This window comes from Aquabacterium sp. A7-Y (assembly GCF_026153205.1).
Classification (GTDB): Bacteria; Pseudomonadota; Gammaproteobacteria; order Burkholderiales; family Burkholderiaceae_C; genus Caldimonas.
This window is the reverse complement of record NZ_JAPFBW010000006.1, coordinates 194,300-210,981: the sequence shown is the minus strand read 5'-3', so window position 1 is coordinate 210,981 and position 16,682 is coordinate 194,300. Positions and strand designations below refer to the sequence as shown.

General features: G+C 70.4%; 13 protein-coding genes. 5 read left to right on the top strand and 8 right to left on the bottom strand.

Annotated elements, in window-relative coordinates:
• Positions 1-8: 8 nt before the first annotated feature.
• The 6 genes from OOT46_RS07310 to OOT46_RS07285 all read right to left on the bottom strand — a co-directional run bounded on the left by OOT46_RS07310 (position 9) and on the right by OOT46_RS07285 (position 7,547).
• The gene (locus tag OOT46_RS07310; protein ID WP_265402933.1) at positions 9-1,118 is read right to left on the bottom strand and encodes an ankyrin repeat domain-containing protein; all 1,110 of its coding nucleotides are present in this window, start codon (positions 1,116-1,118) and stop codon (positions 9-11) included.
• Positions 1,119-1,128: 10 nt separating this feature from the next.
• A complete protein-coding gene (locus OOT46_RS07305) occupies positions 1,129-1,749 on the bottom strand; it encodes a sigma-70 family RNA polymerase sigma factor (RefSeq protein ID WP_265402932.1) in 621 nt (206 codons plus the stop codon).
• A gap of 193 nt (positions 1,750-1,942) precedes the next feature.
• Entirely contained in the window at positions 1,943-2,959 is a 1,017-nt protein-coding gene (locus tag OOT46_RS07300) for an endonuclease/exonuclease/phosphatase family protein (protein WP_265402931.1), read from the bottom strand.
• A 115-nt stretch (positions 2,960-3,074) separates the two neighbouring features.
• Positions 3,075-4,328 carry a cytochrome P450 gene (locus OOT46_RS07295; protein ID WP_265402930.1) on the bottom strand — a complete coding sequence of 418 codons (1,254 nt, stop codon included), beginning with the start codon at positions 4,326-4,328 and terminating at the stop codon, positions 3,075-3,077.
• Between the two features lie 33 nt (positions 4,329-4,361).
• Positions 4,362-5,708, bottom strand: coding sequence for an NAD(P)/FAD-dependent oxidoreductase (locus OOT46_RS07290; protein ID WP_265402929.1), 1,347 nt, complete (start codon positions 5,706-5,708; stop codon positions 4,362-4,364).
• Positions 5,709-5,990: 282 nt separating this feature from the next.
• Positions 5,991-7,547 carry a DEAD/DEAH box helicase gene (locus OOT46_RS07285; RefSeq protein ID WP_265402928.1) on the bottom strand — a complete coding sequence of 519 codons (1,557 nt, stop codon included), beginning with the start codon at positions 7,545-7,547 and terminating at the stop codon, positions 5,991-5,993.
• Between the two features lie 306 nt (positions 7,548-7,853).
• Between OOT46_RS07285 and ettA the strand changes: the two genes are divergently transcribed.
• From ettA to OOT46_RS07270, 3 genes are all read left to right on the top strand, one after another.
• The gene (ettA, locus tag OOT46_RS07280; RefSeq protein WP_265402927.1) at positions 7,854-9,521 is read left to right on the top strand and encodes an energy-dependent translational throttle protein EttA; all 1,668 of its coding nucleotides are present in this window, start codon (positions 7,854-7,856) and stop codon (positions 9,519-9,521) included.
• A gap of 169 nt (positions 9,522-9,690) precedes the next feature.
• A complete protein-coding gene (locus OOT46_RS07275; protein WP_265402926.1) occupies positions 9,691-9,867 on the top strand; it encodes a PEP-CTERM sorting domain-containing protein in 177 nt (58 codons plus the stop codon).
• Positions 9,868-9,993: 126 nt separating this feature from the next.
• Entirely contained in the window at positions 9,994-11,931 is a 1,938-nt protein-coding gene (locus OOT46_RS07270) for a C1 family peptidase (RefSeq protein ID WP_265402925.1), read from the top strand.
• 33 nt (positions 11,932-11,964) lie between these two features.
• On the opposite strand, the gene OOT46_RS07265 is transcribed toward OOT46_RS07270, so the two are convergent.
• Complete coding sequence (locus OOT46_RS07265; protein ID WP_265402924.1) at positions 11,965-13,449, bottom strand: PLP-dependent aminotransferase family protein; 1,485 nt, start codon at positions 13,447-13,449, stop codon at positions 11,965-11,967.
• A gap of 317 nt (positions 13,450-13,766) precedes the next feature.
• Between OOT46_RS07265 and OOT46_RS07260 the strand changes: the two genes are divergently transcribed.
• Positions 13,767-15,140 (top strand): MFS transporter, encoded by a 1,374-nt coding sequence (locus OOT46_RS07260; RefSeq protein WP_265402923.1) that lies wholly within the window; start codon positions 13,767-13,769, stop codon positions 15,138-15,140.
• Here OOT46_RS07260 and OOT46_RS07255 read toward each other — a convergent pair.
• A complete protein-coding gene (locus OOT46_RS07255) occupies positions 15,077-15,964 on the bottom strand; it encodes a LysR family transcriptional regulator (protein ID WP_265402922.1) in 888 nt (295 codons plus the stop codon). The genes OOT46_RS07260 and OOT46_RS07255 overlap by 64 nt on opposite strands.
• A 105-nt stretch (positions 15,965-16,069) precedes the next feature.
• On the opposite strand from OOT46_RS07255, the gene OOT46_RS07250 reads away from it, so the two are divergent.
• On the top strand, positions 16,070-16,672 hold the full coding sequence (locus tag OOT46_RS07250; protein ID WP_265402921.1) for a short chain dehydrogenase: 603 nt from the start codon (positions 16,070-16,072) through the stop codon (positions 16,670-16,672).
• The last annotated feature ends 10 nt before the right edge of the window (positions 16,673-16,682 follow it).

Sequence of the window (16,682 nt, the reverse complement as noted above, 5' to 3'; positions counted from 1 at the left end):
CGCGCGGCTCAACGCGCCAGCGCGGCCTCGATCAAACGCGCGGCGCGGGGGTCGGCGTGCTGGCGCGCCAGTTCCAGCGGGGTCCGTCCGCGAGCGTCGGGCAGCCGGGGGTCGGCCCGGGCCTGCAGCAGCAGGGCCACGGCGTCGGACTGCCCGGCCTCGGCGGCGGCTGCCAGCGCGGTGCGGCCGCGGGCGTCGCGGCTGTCGGGGTCGGTGCCGCGGGCCAGTCGTTCGCGCAGCGCGGTGGTGTCGCCCGCCTCGGCGAGTGCGACAAGGTCGGCGGCCGGCTGGCGGGGCAGGGACGCCGGCGCAACGCGCTGCGCCGCCTGTGCCTGCCGGTACGCGCGCGCCAGGTTTCGGGCCGGGTCGTCACGGCTTTCGGCCTCGGGCGCAGCGGCAAGCGGAGCGGGGGCGGCCGCAGGAGGCGGCTGCGAAGTGTCCTGCGGCCGGGTCAGGCCGAGCGGCGCAGGGCGCGAGCGCGACAGGGCGTCCGCCACGGCGGCTTCCTCGCTGGGCCCGGCAGGGGCGGCTGCAGCGCCAGGTGCCTGATGCCCAGCGCCGGGCGCAGCTGCAGGGGGGGGCGCCTGACGCTCCAGGGCGTAGCGCTCACGGGCGAGGCCCGAGGCGGGTTCCGGTGTGGGTGGCGCCGGCCCGGCGGCGGGCGGTGCCGCGGGAAGCGATTCACGCAGTGCCCCTGGCAGCTCCGACGTGACGTCGGCTGCCGGAGCTTGCGGAGCGCGGGCCTGCGGGGCGGGCGCCTGCGCCACCACGTCCGCGGGGACGGCGGCTTTGTCACCCTCCGCGTCCTGCGGCGTCTGCTGGACCTGCAAGGCGAGCAGGCCGGCGAAGCCGAACACCATCAGGCCGGCCACCGCGCGCCAGCGCCACCGGCTGTCATTCGCGGCAGGCTGGGCGGGAGGCCCGGGCGGCAGGGGCGCCGCCACGGCGGCCGCCGAGCGTGCACTCGCCTGCAGGGCGGCTTCGGCCAGGACCGCGGCACGCACCTCGACACCGGGGCGGGCCGTGTCGGCCAGCCGCACCGCTTCGCGGTATTGCCCGGTCAGCGCATCGCCGTCGGGTGTCGGCTCCTCGGGCCGGGTCGGGTCGTGGTCTGTCACCTGGCTTCCTTCACAGCCAGGCCGCCAGGGCCTGGCGCAGCTTGGCACGCGCGTAACGCAGCCGGCTCTTGGCGGTTTCGGCGCCCACCCCGGTCGCTGCGGCAATCTCCTCCAGGCTCAGCTCACCTTCGGCCTGCAGCAGGAAGGCCTCGCGCTGCTCGGGCGGCAGCGCGTCGACCGCGGCGAGGAAGGCGCGCGCCTGCTGGCGGGTCTGCAGCTGCTGCAGCGGCTCGCTGGCGCCGTCGGCCGGCAAGGCCTCGGCCAGCGCGGGCTGGTCGCCGCTGCCCTCATCGTCGAGTGAGCGCCAGGGCCCGCCCTGGGTCTGCAGGCGGCGCACGTGATCGATGATGCGGCTTCGCGCGATGGTGTAGAGCCAGGCCGCGAAACGCGCGCTCGGCTGGTACTGCGGCGCCTGCCGGGCCACGGCGAACCAGGTCTCCTGGTGCACTTCGTCGGCCACGCCGGTGCCCGACAGGGTGCCGATGCGGCGCAGGATGAAGCGATAGACGGCACGCTCGTGGCGCTCGTAAAGCGTCGCGAAGGCGCGCGGATCCCCGCCCGCATAGGCGAGCATCAAGGCCTCGTCACTGAGAGAGGCGGCGTCAGGGGCCGGGGGCGGGCGCTGCGTCATCGGCCGCCATTGTGCTTGCAGCGCGGCCGCCGCGGAAGGCCGAAACCCGCTGCCGACCCTGGCGGAGTTGGCGGGTCGGACACCATCGTGCGCAGGCAGCCGGGGCTGGGGTGGGGCAGGCGAGACGGCGGGGTCCATCCCGGACTTAACGCAGCCCGCCGGGCGCCGGGGTTAACGGCCGCAGGAATGGCCCTCATTCGCCCAGCCGCACTCTCAGCAGCGCCCGCACGAAGCCGTGGTCCGAGCGGGTGCGGTCGCGGCCTTCGTGCAGGTGGTCGTTGAAGTACTCGACGCGCCGCACGTCGCCGAGCGCGAAGCGGGAGCTGGCGACGAACTCCTCGGAGACCCAGATCTGGTCCAGCGTCTCGGGCCAGCCCTGATAGACGTGCGAATACGCCACGTCGCGCCGCAGCCCGGGCTCGCTTTGCACGTCGTAAGCGTGGAACAGCGCCGTGTCGCGCGCCTGCCGGTCGTAGGCCACCGCACCGGTGGCCGCGACCATCTGGGTCGTCACGGCGTGGGGCGAGTCGTTGAGGTCGCCGAGCAGCAGCACCGGCTCGCGTGTGCGGTGCAGCAGGCCGACCACCAGCGTGCGCAAGGCGCAGGCCTCGGCCGCGCGCATCACCAGCGAGCGCAAGGTGGCGCGCGCCGCGACGCCCGGGTCGTCACGGTCTTCGAGCGCTTCGCCGGACGCGTCCTGGAGGAACTTGGGTCGCTTGGACTTCAGGTGGGCGACCAGCACGTGCAGCCGCAAGCCCTGTTTGCTGCGCAACACCGCGTGCAGCACGGGCCGCTCGAACCGGGCGTGCGGCCCGAGTTCCGGCACGTCGACCACGGCGACCGGCGGGAAGTCGGCGTGCGAGTGCAGCGATTCGAGCGCCAGCCGGGTCACCAGCGCCACGCGCGGCGTGCCGGTGGCGCCCAATTCGGCGCCGGGCGCGAGCACGTGGGAGTAGCTGAGGCCGCTGTCGGCCACCACGTCCTTCAGCGCGGCGAGGTCCCAGACCTCCTGCAGCGCCAGCACGTCGGCGTTGAGCCGGCGCAACTGCTGGCCCAGCCAGCCGGTCTTGCGGCGGTATTCGTCGAGGCCGTAGGGCTCCTGGTTGTCGTAGAACACCCGGCCGGGCAGGGCGAGGTTCAGCGTGTTGCAGGTGGCGACCGTCAGGGTCGCCCAGTTGACGGGCGGCGGGGTGGCGGGGCGGGCATCCATCGGGCGACTCCGGAAAGGGGTGGGCCGCCGCCATCATAGGCCTACCTCCACAAGGGATTTCCGGTTCGCCTGTCTGCCTGTCCGCCTCTCGGCCTTCTTCCACCGACCACCGCCCTCAGGCGGCGACGAGGCTCACCCGGTCGATCACGAAACCGCTGTGCGGCAGCGCTGGCAGGCGGCCGAAGTCGATCGCCAGGTCCTGCGGCGGCACTTCGTAATGCAGGTCGGACAGCAGGCCGTCCAGCGCCGCGGCCATCAGCATCACCGCGACCGGCTCGCCGGGGCAGCGGTGGTTGCCGTGCGGCTCGGCGCCGCCCTGGGGCACGAAATCGAAGGGCCCCGGCCGGCTTTCGAGGAAGCGCTGCGGCCGGAACACATCCGGGTCGCTCCAGGTGCGTGGGTCGTGATTGGTGCCGTAGAGGTCGAGCATCACGCGCCGCCCTTCGGGAAAGCGGTAGCCCTGCCACTCGAAGTCCTCACGCACCCGGGCCACCACGGCCGGGAAAAACGGGTAGTAGCGGCGCACCTCGTCGATGAAGCAGCGTTTTTCCTCGGGCGCCCCCTGCTGCAGCCGGCCGCGCCACTCGGGGTGCAGGTGCAGTGCGTGCGCCGCCAGCACGATGAACACCGAGACGGCGACCGTGGGCCGCAGCACATTGAGCAACTCGACCGCCGCGGTGCGCTCGTCCAAGGGCGTGCCGTGCTCGTCGCGGTGCTGCGCGATGCACTCGAGGGCAGAGCCGGGCGGCGCCTCCAGCCGCCCCTCGCGCCGTGCCTGCACGAGCTTGGCGAGCCAGGACTCGGCCTGCCTGCGCGCCATGCGGGCGCGCAGGTGGCCGGGGCCTTTGGACGCCGCGTCGTCGAACAGGGCCACCAGCTGGCGGGTGCGGCGCTCCAGGTCGGCATCCGGCACCGGCACGCCGGCCCAGTCGCACACGGCCCGGGTCATCGGCTCATGCACCGCCTCGTACAGCAGCACCGGGCCGCGGCCCACCCAGGTGGCGGCGGCCCGGCGCCAGGCCTCGCGCATGCGGGCGGCCAGCGCCGCGACGTGGTCGGGGCCCAGCAGCGCCATGAACAAGGCCTTGCGGTGTCGGTGCGCCTCACCGTCCAGCCCCTGCACGCCCCCCTTGCCGAACAGGGTGGCGCGCAATGGCTCGGGCGCCGCGCCTTCGCGCCGGAAGCGCCCGAGGTCGTAGAACAGGGCCGCCGCGCGCGGCCCACTCATGCAGATCATCGGCTGCAGCAGGATGCGCGCCTCGAACACGTCGCTGGCGTGGCGGGCGCACTCGGCCGCGATGTAGCGATACGGGTCGGCCAGCAAGGCCAGGGTGCTGTCGGGACGTGGGTCTTGCGGCAGATCGGGCATGCGGCTCCTTCCGCGATGGTGAGCGAGCTGCGCTCAATGCAGCTTGACGCGGGGCTGGGACCGCCCGGTCAGCCAGCCGCCCACGGTCGCAAGCACGGTGCGGGCGGTGCCGTGCAGCGCCGCCATGTGCTGGCGCTGCAGTCCCCAATAGGTCAGCCGTGCCAGCAGGCCTTCGAAGGTGAAGCCGCGGCCGGTCATCTGGCCGATCACGCGACCCACCGCGTTGCGCCGGCCCAGCGATACCAGGGCGCCCTTGTCCTTGAAGGCGAAGGGCTGCAGCGGTTCGCCGCGCAGGTGGCGCTCCAGCGAGCTGGCCAGCAGGCGGGCCTCCTGCTGGGCCGCCTGGGCGCGCGGCGGCACCGGGGCCGCCCCCGGGGCCGGCACGCAGCTGGCGCAGTCGCCCAGCGCGAACACCGCGTCGTCCAGCGTCGTTTGCAAGGTGGTGCGCACCACCAGCTGGCCCAGCTTGTTGCGCTCCAGCCCATCGGTCTGCGCCAGGACCGGCGGGGCCTGGATGCCCGCAGCCCAGACCGTGATCTCCGCGGGCAGACGGCTGCCGTCGCCGAGGCGGACATGGTCGGGTGCGACCTCCTTGACCCGTTGTGCCGTCAGCACGTCGACGCCGGCGCGGCGCAGGTCCTCGTGCACCGTCTGCGCGACATGCTCCGGCATCGCGGCCAGCAGGCGCGGGCCCGCTTCGACGATACGCAGGCGCACCGCCTGGGGCAGTTGCTGCAGCCGCGCGCCATAGCTCGCGATCTCGGCGACCGACTCGCTCAGTTCGGCGGCCAGCTCGACGCCGGTGGCGCCGCCTCCGACGATCACGATCTCGACCGGGCCGCCCGATTGCAGCTCCGAGCGTGCACAGGCGGCCAGCAAGCGGCGGTGGAAGCGCCGCGCGTCGGCCGGCGTGTTGAGCGCCAGCGCGTGCTCGCGCACGCCCGGTGTGCCGAAGTCATTGACGATGCTGCCGACCGAGATCACCAGGGTGTCGTAGTCGAGCGCACGGCGCGGTGCGATCTCCTCGCCCTCTTCGTCGATCAGCGGCTCCAGCCAGACCTGCCGGGCGGCACGGTCGAGGCCGGCCATGCTGCCCAGGTGGAAGCGGAAGTGATGGCGGCGTGCCTGCTGCAGGTAATCGACCTCGGTCTCCTGGTGGTCCAGGGTGCCGGCGGCCACCTCGTGCAGCAAGGGTTTCCACAGGTGGGTCAGGGCGCTGTCGACCAGCACCACGTCGGCGAGGCCTTCACGGCCGGCGCTGTCGCCGAGGCGCGCGGCCAGCTCCAGGCCGCCGGCGCCGCCGCCGATGATCACGACCCGGTGCAAGGAGGCAGGCGTGGCGGCTTCGGCGGCCGGCGATTCGAAGGCGGGGCGGCTCATCGGGCCGCCTTTCGCGCCGCGTGCGCGGGCAGGGGTGATCGTCGTGTCGCTGCGCTGCCGGACGCCGCAGCTGCGGGCGTGGCCGCCGGGCTGCGCTTGGGGGATGGGGAAAGGGAAGCGGTGAAGTCGCTGTGCATCAGGGCTCCTCTGAAACGTGGGGCGGGCGCACAAAGGCGCCGCATCCCACTGGCCCTGCAATTGGCAGACCTCCCCCTGCCGGGGCGCAACGGGGCGGCCGGAGCCGGAGGAGGCCGCGCGGCCGCCCTCTCCCCGGCCGCGGCGTCAGCGGCGCGGCGGCTTGCCGCCGAGCAGGGCGGCGCCCTGGGCTGCGGGGCGGCCCCCGCCAGAGCGCTGCTGGCCCGAAGGGGCGCCCTGGACGGGGCGCGCCGGCGCATGCGACGGGGCGTGGGCCGGACGGCCCTGTCCGTGGCCCTGCGCGGCCTGGGCGCCGCTGGCGGCGCGGGGGGCGTGCTGCGGAGCGCGGGCCGGTGCGGGACCGCGGCCGCCGTTGCCGCCCGCATGGGCCGGACGGCCGGAGCCTTGCGGCGCAGCTTGAGGGCGTCCGCCCTGGCCGCCGCGGCCGCCGCCGCCACCACCGCCGGAACGCTGACCGCCGCCCGAGCGCTCGCCGCCGCGACCGATGCCGCCGTGCAGGGTCATGCGGCCCAGCTTGATCGGCTCGGGCTTGGCATGCGGGTCGGGCTCGAAGCCGGGCACCACCTCGCGCGGGATCTGGCGCTTGATCAGCTTCTCGATGTCACGCAGGAAACCTTCCTCGTCCACGCAGACCAGCGAGATCGCCTCGCCCTGCGCGCCGGCGCGGCCGGTGCGGCCGATGCGGTGCACATAGTCTTCCGGCACGTTGGGCAGCTCGTAGTTCACGACGTGGGGCAGCTGGTCGATGTCGATGCCGCGCGCGGCGATGTCGGTCGCCACCAGCACCTGCAACTCGCCGGTCTTGAACTCGGCCAGCGCCCGCGTGCGCGCGCCCTGGCTCTTGTTGCCGTGAATGGCCATTGCCGTGATGTCTTCCTTCTGGAGGAATTCGACCAGGCGGTTGGCGCCGTGTTTCATGCGCGTGAAGACCAGCACCTGGTGCCAGTCGTTCTGCTTGATCAGGTGGGCCAGCAGCTCCTTCTTGCTGTCGCGGTCCACCGGGTGGATCTTCTGCGCGATGGTCTCGGCGGTGGTGTTGCGGCGCGCCACCTCGATGATCTGGGGCTTGTTGAGCAGGCGCTCGGCCAGGGCCTTGATCTCGTCGGAGAAGGTGGCCGAGAACAGCAGGCTCTGCTTCTGCGCAGGCACGATCGCCAGCACCTTCTTGATGTCGTGGATGAAGCCCATGTCCAGCATGCGGTCGGCTTCGTCCAGCACGAAATACTCGATCCTGCTCAGGTCCAGCGTGCCTTGCTGGTGGTGGTCGAGCAGGCGGCCGGGGGTGGCCACCAGGATGTCCACGCCGCGCTTGAGCGCGTCGATCTGGGGGCCCATGCCGACACCGCCGAACATCACCATGGACTTCAAGGGCAGGTACTTGCCGTAGGTGCGCACGCTTTCCTCCACCTGGGCGGCGAGCTCGCGGGTGGGCGTGAGGATGAGGGCGCGGATGGGCAGGCGGCCGCGCGCGTCGCGGCTCACCTTGGCGGCTGCCAGCTTGTGCAGCAGCGGCAGCGTGAATCCGGCGGTCTTGCCGGTGCCGGTCTGGGCGCCGGCCAGCAGGTCACCGCCGCTGATGACGGCGGGGATGGCCTGCAGTTGGATCGGGGTCGGGGTGTCGTAGCCTTGCTCCTGCACGGCACGCACGATGGGCTCGGCGAGGCCGAGTTCAGCAAATTTCATCCGGGAATCGCTCACGAAGGGAGCGTCGATGATCGGCCTGTTGCCGCTCTTCGGAGGGCACCAGTCGTAGGCAGATGTGTGGGGAAGGGGTCTGAAACGACTGCGGCGCCGTGACTGGAACTGGCGCCGCGAGCCGGATTGTACCCGGTGTGCGCCGCGCCTGCCGGTGCAGGTCGCGGCAAAGCCCACGAAATGCGGCCTTTCGACCGCCTGCGCGCTTCAGCGACAATAGCCGGGTTTGCGCGGCCTGCCGCGCTTTTTGCTTCCCAAGACCCCAGCCTCACAGACCTCAGGACACGACACGCCATGGCTCAATACGTCTACACGATGAACCGCGTGGGCAAGACCGTCCCGCCCAAGCGGCAGATTCTCAAGGACATCTCGCTCAGCTTTTTCCCCGGCGCCAAGATCGGTGTGCTGGGCCTCAACGGTTCCGGCAAGTCCACCCTGCTGAAGATCATGGCCGGCCTCGACAAGGACATCGAGGGCGAAGCGGTCCCGATGCCCGGCATCAAGATCGGCTACCTGCCGCAGGAGCCGGAGCTCAATCCCGACCAGACCGTGCGCCAGTCGGTGGAGGAGGGCATCGGCGGCGTGCTGGCCGCCAAGAAGCGCCTGGACGAGGTGTATGCCGCCTATGCGGACCCGGATGCCGACTTCGACAAGCTGGCCGCCGAGCAGGCCGAGCTGGAGGCCGTCATCGCCGCCTCGGGCAGCGAAAACACCGACCTGCAGCTGGAGCTGGCCGCCGATGCACTGCGCCTGCCGCCCTGGGACGCCGTTATCAAGCACCTCTCCGGCGGCGAGAAGCGCCGCGTGGCGCTGTGCCGCCTGCTGCTGAGCCGGCCCGACATGCTGCTGCTCGACGAGCCGACCAACCACCTGGACGCCGAGTCGGTCGAGTGGCTGGAGCAGTTCCTGGCTCGCTTCCCCGGCACGGTGGTGGGCATCACCCACGATCGCTACTTCCTCGACAACGCCGCCGAGTGGATTCTCGAACTCGACCGCGGCCATGGCATCCCCTACAAGGGCAACTACAGCACCTGGCTGGAGCAGAAGGAAGCCCGCCTCGAGCAGGAGCAGCGCTCCGAGGACGCCCGCATGAAGGCGATGAAAAAGGAGCTGGAGTGGGTGCGCCAGAACCCCAAGGGCCGGCAGGCCAAGAGCAAGGCGCGCATGGCCCGCTTCGAGGAACTGAGCGACTACGAATACCAGAAGCGCAACGAGACGCAGGAAATCTTCATCCCGGTGGCGGACCGCCTGGGCCATGAGGTGATCGAGTTCCAGAACGTCACCAAGAGCTTCGGCGACCGCGTGCTGATCGACGACCTGAGCTTCCAGGTGCCGGCCGGCGCCATCGTCGGCATCATCGGCCCCAACGGCGCGGGCAAGTCCACGCTGTTCCGCATGATCGCGGGCAAGGAGCAGCCGGACAGCGGCACGGTGAAGATCGGCTCGACGGTGAAGATGGCCTTCGTCGAGCAGAGCCGCGAGGAGCTGCAGGGCGACAAGACGGTCTGGGAGGACCTGTCCGGCGGGCTGGACAACCTGGTGGTGGGCAAGTTCGTGGTGCCCTCGCGGGCCTACATCGGCCGCTTCAACTTCAAGGGCAACGACCAGCAGAAGCTGGTCAAGAACCTCTCCGGCGGCGAGCGCGGCCGCCTGCACCTGGCCAAGACCCTGGCCACCGGTGGCAATGTGCTGATGCTGGACGAGCCGTCCAACGACCTGGACGTCGAAACCCTGCGCGCGCTGGAAGATGCGCTGCTGGAGTTCGCCGGCAGCGTGATGGTGATCTCGCACGACCGCTGGTTCCTGGATCGCATCGCGACCCACATCCTGGCTGCCGAGGGCGACTCGAAGTGGGTCTTCTTCAACGGCAACTACCAGGAGTACGAGGCCGACAAGAAGCGCCGCCTCGGTGAGGAAGGCGCACGTCCCAAGCGCATGCGCTACAAGCCGATCTCGCGTTGAGCGGCGTCGAGCCATTGTCAAGGGGCGGTGCAGGCCGCCCCTTTTGCTTTTCTGATGCGACGTCTCGTTTCGGTGTGAACTGCCTGGCGAGCCGCTGTGTTCTGTCATACCGGCGTCACGCGTATGGCGTGTACTGCCATCCGTCGCATTTCTAAGGGAGAACCCGGATATGAACCGCAAGATCGCCTGGGCCGTGGTGCTGACCCTGGCGGGTTCGGCCGCCGCGTTGTGGCACGGGCCCATGCTGGCAGCCCTCCCGCTGAACGCCGAACCCGATGTCTACGGCCTTGTTTTCAGTGGCCTGGGTGTCGCTGCCTGGGTGGCGAGACGCCGGCGGCCGGGCTGACCTGTCCAGGCCGGGGCGCCTGTCAAGGGCCTGGACAGGAGAGGGGCTCCCGAAGAAGTGGGGATTGACTCATTTCCTTGTGATGTTGACGATGCCGCAAACAGTTGACATGACAGGGAGACATCGATGGCCCCACCCAAAGCCAGGAGCGCAGCCCTCGACGGCCGAAGGCAGGCGCACACCGCGCGGGCATTGAGCCGCACCCCTCCGCAGCGGCTCCGCCCGAAACGCGCCGCGCGGCCCGACGCGATCGACTTCCGCGACCGGCCCTTCGCGCCCAGTGTCTCGGTGGCGCCCGCGCCCGCGCTGTTTCCCGACATCGAGCTGCAGGTCAAGCAGCAGGGTGAGACCAAGGCCTGCACCGGCTTTGCACTGTCCAGCGTGGTGGAGCACCTGCTGCGCAAAAGCGGCCGGGAGCGCGCGCCCAGCATTTCGCCCTTCATGCTCTACTCGATGGCGCGGCGCTACGACGAGTTCCCCGGTTCCGTCGAGGACGAAGGCTCGAGCCTGCGCGGCGCCTTGCGGGGCTGGTTCAAGCACGGTGCCTGCGACGACGCGCTGTGGCCGACCGGCCCCGAGATGCCGAGCGCCAACAACGATCCCGACGAGGACTGGTGGCTGGACGCGGTAAACCGCCCGCTGGGTGCCTACTACCGCGTCGCGGTGGAGCAGATCGCCGACATCCACTGCGCACTCAACGAGGTCGGCATCCTGTATGCGAGCTCGGGTTGTCATCCGGGTTGGGACCTGGGATTCGACGCCCCCAAGCGGGCCGGCCGCCCCACCGCCTTCAAGTCGATCTGGGCCATCCCCTTCGAAGGCGGCAAGGACCTGCACCCGGGGCACGCTTTCGCGATCGTCGGCTACAACGAGGTCGGCTTCCTGGTGCAGAACTCCTGGGGCACGCAGTGGGGCAGCTACGGCTTCGCGCTGCTGAGCTACGACGACTGGCTTGCCAACGGGATGGACTGCTGGGTCGCGCAGCTCGGCGTGGTGACGCAGGAGCACCGCGCGATCTCGCGTGCCAGCACCTTGCGGGTGAGCGGCGAGGGCCGGGTGCTGCTGCCGTCCAGCGAGGTGCTGCGGGATCGCGAGCTCTCGCCCTTCGTGGTCAACGTCGGCAACAACGGCTTCCTCAGCAACTCGGGCGTGTTCCGGACCCGGCCCGACGATGTTCGCGCGCTGGTCGACGTGCACCTGGCCAAGGCCCGCGAGCGCTGGGGCCTCCAGGAGCAGCCGGTCGACGTCTGCATCTACGCGCACGGCGGGGTGGTCAGCGAGCAGGACGCGGCCCAGGTGGCGGCACGCTGGATCCCGCGGCTCTACGAGCAGCGCATCTTCCCGATCTTCCTGATGTGGGAGACCGACTTCTGGACCTCGGTGCTCAACTGCATCGAGGACGGCGTCAGGGGTGTGCCGCGTCTGACCGGCGGGCTGGTCGACAGCATGAAACGCTTCTGGAACGAGCGCCTGGAGCGGCTGCTCTCGCGCCCGGGCTCGCTGATCTGGGACGAGGTGAAGCAGAACGCCGATGCGATCAGCGGCCACGAGGAGGCGGGGGCGGTGCTGCTGTACAAGCACTTCTGCGACTCGGTGCACCACGGCCGTGTACGCATGCACCTGGTGGGACATTCGGCCGGCAGCGTGGTGCACAGCTACATCGTCGACCGGCTGGTGCGTGAGGGCATGCGCTTTGACTCGCTGAGCTTCCTCGCCCCGGGCGTGCGGCTGGACCTGTTCGACCGGCTGGTCGCGCCGCGCCTGAAGGACGGCAGCGTGTCGCGCTACCAGCAGTTCCACCTGACCGACCGCGCCGAGCAGGACGACGGCAGCTGCAGCCCCTACAAGCGCTCCATCCTCTACCTGGTGTCGGAGTCCTTCGAAGGCGGCAACCGCACGCCGCTGCTGGGCATGCAGAAGTACGCCGACAGCTACCTCGCGCAGCTGCCCAACGTGACGGTGCACGTCGCACCGGGGCCGGGCAGCGCCGCGGTGAACCATGGCGACTTCGACACCGATCCGCTGACGGTGCAGGGCGTGATCGACTTCATCAAGAACGGCTGATGCCGGCACCCTGGCGGCACCCCGTGGCCGCCCTCAGAGACCCCGGCGCTCCCGGTCGATGAGCTGCGCGAGCTGCTTGACGGCGCCTTCGATCGCCTGGTTCGCGACGGTGCCGTAACCGAGCAGCATGCCGGAGCGCAGCGGGTCCCGGGAGCCCGGCAGGTAGTAGCGGCTGAGCGGTGCGACGACCAGCCCGGCCCGCCGGGCGCGCTCGTGCACGGCGAGGTCGTCGATGGCCTCCTGGAACACCGCGGTGAGGTGCAGACCGGCGGCACCTCCGCTCACGCCGACCAGGCCGCCCAGGTGCCGGTCGAGCGCCAACTTCAAGGCCGCCCGGCGTTCGGCGTACAGGCTGCGCATCGTGCGCAGGTGGCGTGCGTAGCGTCCCGACTCGATCAGGCGTGCCAGCGCGAGTTGTTCGGCGACATGTCCTGGCCGCGTGAATTGCGCGCCGATGTTGCCGAGCGCCCGCGACACCGAGTGGGGCACCACCGCATAGCCAAGGCGCAGGACCGGCAGCAATGTCTTGCTGAAGGTGCCGACATAGATGACGGGGCTGGAGGGCAGCAGGCTGCACATGGCCGGGATAGGATCACCTTCGTAGCGGAATTCGCTGTCGTAGTCGTCTTCGATGATCCAGGCGTTGGCGGCGCGGGCCCGCTGCAGCAGATCGTAGCGCCGCTCCGCGGCGAGCACCGGCCCCATCGGGTACTGGTGGGCCGGGGTGAGGTAGATCAGCCGCGGCGGGTGGTCCCTCCAGTCCGCCTCCGTGGGCCGGGCTCCTGCGGCGTCCACCGCAATGCCGTGCAACTGCAGCCCCGCCGTCTGCATCGCAACCCGGGCGCCCAGGTAGCCCGGGTTCTCCAGCCAGGCGACCTGTCCGGGATCCGCCAGCATGCGCGCACACAGGTCCAGCGCCCCCTGGGCGCCCTGGGTCACGATCACCTGCTCCGGGTCGCAATGGACGCCGCGTGCCGCCGCGACATAGGCGGCCACGGCGCTGCGCAGCTCCGGTTCGCCACCGGTTTCGCCGAAGGTCAGGCGCCGCGGGTTGATGTCTCGGTAGGCACGGTCCAGCAGGGCCCGCCACTGGGGCAGGGGGAACTTGCCGATGTCCGGTATGCCGGGCGTGAAAGCCTTGAGGATGTCGCTGCCGGTGCGCCAGTGCATCGGTACGACCAGGCCGCGCGCCGACAGCCCGGGCGTGGCCTTTGATGCACGCGAGTCGTCGGCGCTCGCGATGCGCGGCAGCCGTGCGACGACGCTGCCCTGCGTGGTGGCGACGAGGTAGCCCTCCGCCGCCAGTTGCTCGTAGGCGAGCAGCACCGTGTTGCGGGAGAGCTTGAGCTCCTGTGCGAGCACCCGCGTGGCGGGCAGCTTCAGGCCGCCGGACAGCGCGCCCGAAGTGATGGCGCCCTTGATCGCTTGGTAGAGCCGCCGGTGCAAGGCGGGAGGCCGCGCATCGCCGGGCGCCGGCTGCGGCAATTGCAAGGCGCTCAGCAGCACGGCCAGGTCCATGGCGGTCCTTGCCTCGGGTCCTGTCGTCGACGAGGCCGCGCTGCGCCCGGCGCGGCCCATACCGGGCCCGGGGGGTGAAAGGATGAGGGGCACACCATGGTGTCGAAAGCTTACCGGAAGGTGCGGCCGAAAGGCCGGTCCCGCCCGTGCTTTGGCGGTTTGAACGCGTTTCCCTGTCGACCTTTCTAGGGGTGGCTCCGTGGCACCCACTTTGGGTCGCGGCGTGGCACTCGTCGGCTCGGGCATGCACTTTTAGAGTGGGTGCGGACAACGGCGAGGGACCCCTTTTCCTCGCCTCGAAAGCAAAGGGATCCAAAGTGAAAGTCGAAACCGTACGTCGCGCCCTCTATGCAGAGCGCTTGCTGGTGGCCTTTGCGTCAGGCCTGTTCCTGACCTTGCCCCTTTACTTCAGGCAGCACGGCCTGACCGAGGTTTTCTTCGGCGAGGTGTACGCCGCGGGCGCGATCGGCACCTTTGCCTGCGTGTCGGCCACCGCGGTGTTGCTGCGCCGCTGGGGCCTGCCGCGGCTCGCGCCATTCGGCAGCGCGGTGTTCTGCGCTGGGTCGCTGCTCTACACGCTGGCGCTTTCCGGGATGCCTTCCTGGGTCTTCTACGTGGCTTCGCTCGTGCAAGGCGCCGGCTGGGGCCTGGTCTTCACCGTCGGGCCGATCTGCCTGTCGACCACCGTGGATGACAAGAACCGCTCCTACTACTTCACCGTCTATGCCGCCTACAGCACGCTGGGCGTGGGCCTGGCGACCGTCGTGGCGCGGTTCGCCTCGTCCTGGGGTGTCGGCTTCCAGACGCTGTTCCTCGCCGGCACCTTGAGCAGCCTGCTCGGCTGGGTGGTGTCATGGTCGACGCTGCGGCGCAACCCCGGCTATCAGCTGGCGAAGCCGCCGGCGCAGCTCTCGGGGGGCGCCGAGTTCGCGCAGATCCTCCGGCAGCCCAGCGTCTGGTTCTTCGCGATGGTGCTGCTCGGTGCCTGCGTGTATACCTCGATGATCAACCTGCAGACCACCTTCGCGGCCGCGCAGGGCATCGACTACACGGTCTTCTACGGCTTCTATTCGCTGGCGGTCGTGCTGTCCCGCTTCTTCCTCAGCAAGCCACTGAACAGGCTTGCGCCGCGCATCACGATCGTCTCGCTGGTGGTGCTGATGCTGGTCTCCCTGGCGATGTTGATGAAGGCCGGGGAGTCGCCCCTCTGGTACGGCGCCGGCGCCTTGACCCTGGGCGTGGCCTACGGCCTGGTCTACCCGATCATCCAGGCCGAGGCAACCCAGCACGCCGCGCCCCACCTGCGACCCCAGACGCTCGTCTACTTCAGCCTGTCCTACTTCGTTGCCGTCTACCTCTTCCCTTATGTCGCAGCGCAGATCGCGGTGCAGTCCGGCTATTCCGCCCTGCTCCTGGCCCTGATGGCGGCCGCGGGCCTGCAACTGCTGGTCGCGCTCGGCTTCTATGTCCGGCCCGACCTGAACGCCGCGGTCCCGGTCGGCCCGCCTGCCCCGCGCCCTTGCTGTTCCATGTCGGCAGCCTGTGCGTCTCCAACTCCTACGAGCTTGGCAAGGATGGTTTTTGTGAACTGTCAAGACCTTCGCCATGGCAGTCGCTTTGGCGCCTCTCAGGGACCCATCTGCTTGAGCAGGTGTGACACGAAGCTGCGCAGCTTGGGCAGCGGCCGGTGATCGGGCAGGTAGACCAGATGCACCGCGCGGGGCGGCGGCAGGAAATCCTGCAGCACCGGGACCAGCCGGCCGGCGGCGATGTCGTCGGCCAGCAGCACTTCCGGCTGCATCAGCAGGCCGGCGCCGCCGAGGGCCGCGATGCGCAGCGCCTGGCCATTGTTGGACGAGAGCGGCCCTTCGTCCGGCCACTGCCCGGCCTCCGGGCCATGGCCCATCAGGCGCCAGGCGTTGCGGCGCGTCCAGCTCAGGTGGCCGAGGCAGCGGTGGCGGGGCAGCTCGGCCGGTGTGGCCGGGCGGCCAAACCGGCGCAGGTACTCCGGCGATGCGCAGATGACGATGCGGTAAGGCCGCAGCGGTCGCGCCACCAGGTCCGGGTCGACCTGCTCGCCGATGCGCACCGCCAGGTCGTAGCCCTCTTCGTGCAGGTCCGCCATGCTGTCGTTGAGCACCAGTTCGATGCGCACCTGTGGATGGCGGGCCAGGTAGTCGGCCACGTGGGCGGCCACCAGCGTGCTGCCGAGCGTGACTGGCGCCGTGACCCGCAGCAGCCCGCGCGGGGCGGCGTGCAAGCCTTCGATCGACGCCTCGGCCCAGCGCACCTGCTCCAGCACCTTGCGGCAGTCCTCGCCGTAACGTCGGCCCGCTTCGGTGAGGCTCTGGCGTCGTGTGCTGCGCTGGATGAGGCGGGTGCCCAGGTGGGTTTCCAACTCGCGGATGTACTTGCCCACCATCACGGCCGAGATCTCCAGCCGGGTTGCGGCGGCGGTGAAGCTGCCGGCGTCCACCACGGCGACAAACACCTCCATGCTGCGCAGCTTGTCCATCTATTCCGAATCATGGGTTTGGAATGAAGGAACTTTAACCCCATTTATCGCGGGGCTGGGAGGGAAAAGAATGAGGTTCTCCTCATCACCAACAGGAAACACCTCATGAAAAAAGTCCTTCTCATCGGCGCCACCGGCGTGGTCGGCTCGGCCGTGGCCGAGGTCCTCGGCAGCTCGAATACCGTCATCCGGGTCGGTCGCCGTGGCGGCGACCTGCAGGCCGACATCACCGATCCCGCGAGTCTCGATCGCCTGTTCGCCCAGGTCGGCAAGGTCGACGCCATCGTCAGCACCACGGGGCAGCTGCATTTCGGGCCCGTGTCCGAGATGACGGCGGAGCAGTTCGCGATCGGCCTGAACGACAAGCTGCTGGGGCAGGTGCGGCTGGCCCTGGTCGGGCAGCATCACCTGAACGACGGCGGCTCGATCACCTTGACCAGCGGCATCGTCGCCGAAGAGCCGATCCGCATGGGCGCCAATGCGACGGCTGTCAATGCCGGCCTCGAAGGTTTCGTGCGCGGCGCGGCGATCGAGCTGCCGCGTGGGCTGCGCATCAACGCCGTCAGCCCGACCGTGCTGGTCGAGTCGATGGGCGACTACGGCCCGTTTTTCCCGGGTTTCGAGCCGGTGCCGGCGCGCCGCGCCGCCTTGGCGTACCAGCGCAGCGTCGAGGGGGCGCAGACCGGGCGCGTCTACCGCGTCTGGTGAGCGGCGGCGG